The following is a 1,505-nucleotide window of genomic DNA, read 5'->3' as shown; positions in this document are numbered from 1 at the left end:
CGCGGGCCGCCGCGCTGGACAGCGCCCGCGAGACCTGGCGACAGGCCCTGCTGGACCGCGGACTGCTGCCCTTCCTCCGTGAGGCGCTGGCCGATCCCTCGGCCGACCCCGCGGACGATCCGGTCCAGTACGTCCCCCGCCCCGTGTCGGCCCCTGAGCGCCGCACCCCCACGCTCGGCTACACCCGCCCGCGGTTCAGCAGCCCCGACGCCGGCACCTCCTGGTCCCGTCCGCGCTACTCCAGCCCGGACTTCACCAGCCCGGACTACGGCGGTCCGGACCACCGGCCCGAGTAGCAGAGCGGCGGAAACCCGAGCAGCAGGAACCCGGGCCGTCCGCTCCACGGCGGCACGGGCGCCGCCCTCCACCTCGGCCCTCCGCCGGCGCTCACCGTGAGGGCAGGAAGGAAAAGCGGGGCAGGCCCGGCCACTTCACGGCCTGCCCCTCACCTTCCTCAGTCAGCCATGGGCAGGTACACCCGGTTGCCGGCCGCCGCGAACTCCTTGGACTTCTCCAGCATCCCGGCCTTGACCTCCTCGGGGGTCGCGCCCTCGCCGCCGCCGAACTGCTCCGTGATGCTTCGGCTGATCTTCATCGAGCAGAACTTCGGCCCGCACATCGAGCAGAAGTGGGCCGTCTTGGCCGGCTCGGCGGGCAGTGTCGCGTCGTGGAAGGCGCGGGCGGTGTCCGGGTCGAGGGCCAGGTTGAACTGGTCCTCCCAGCGGAACTCGAAGCGCGCGTCGGAGAGCGCGTCGTCCCAATCCTGGGCGCCCGGGTGGCCCTTGGCGAGGTCCGCCGCATGGGCCGCGATCTTGTAGGTGATCACGCCGGTCTTGACGTCGTCGCGGTCCGGCAGGCCCAGGTGCTCCTTGGGCGTGACGTAGCAGAGCATCGCGGTGCCCCACCAGGCGATCATCGCGGCGCCGATGCCGGAGGTGATGTGGTCGTAGGCGGGCGCGATGTCGGTGGTGAGCGGGCCGAGCGTGTAGAACGGGGCCTCCTCACAGATCTCCTGCTGGAGGTCGATGTTCTCCTTGATCTTGTGCATCGGGACGTGGCCCGGGCCCTCGATCATGGTCTGCACGCCGTGCCGCTTGGCGATGGTGTTCAGCTCGCCGAGGGTCCTCAACTCGGCAAACTGCGCCTCGTCGTTGGCGTCCGCGATGGAGCCGGGCCGCAGACCGTCACCGAGGGAGTAGGTGACGTCGTAGGCGGCGAGGATCTCGCAGAGCTCCTCGAAGTGCGTGTAGAGGAACGACTCCTGGTGGTGCGCCAGGCACCAGGCCGCCATGATCGAACCACCGCGGGAGACGATGCCGGTCTTCCGGTTGGCGGTGAGCGGGACGTACCGGAGCAGCACACCGGCGTGCACCGTCATGTAGTCGACGCCCTGTTCGGCCTGCTCGATGACGGTGTCCTTGTAGATCTCCCAGGTCAGCTCCTCGGCCTTGCCGTCGACCTTCTCCAGCGCCTGGTAGAGGGGGACGGTGCCGATCGGGACGGGG

1 protein-coding gene and 1 pseudogene are annotated in these 1,505 nt (G+C 70.2%); one reads left to right on the top strand and one right to left on the bottom strand.

Going from position 1 to position 1,505, the window contains the following annotated elements; genetic code table 11:
• A pseudogene (locus AB0I03_RS26535) lies at positions 1–296 on the top strand (hypothetical protein); the annotation flags it as partial.
• Between the two features lie 158 nt (positions 297–454).
• Here the strand turns inward: AB0I03_RS26535 and thiC are convergent.
• Positions 455–1,505 (bottom strand): phosphomethylpyrimidine synthase ThiC (gene thiC, locus AB0I03_RS26530; protein WP_360417338.1); only part of this gene is annotated, 1,051 nt, incomplete at its 5' end.

This window comes from Glycomyces sp. NPDC021274 (assembly GCF_040641195.1).
Taxonomy (GTDB): domain Bacteria; phylum Actinomycetota; class Actinomycetes; order Mycobacteriales; family Micromonosporaceae; genus Glycomyces.
This window is presented reverse-complemented; position numbering and strand designations above follow the sequence as displayed.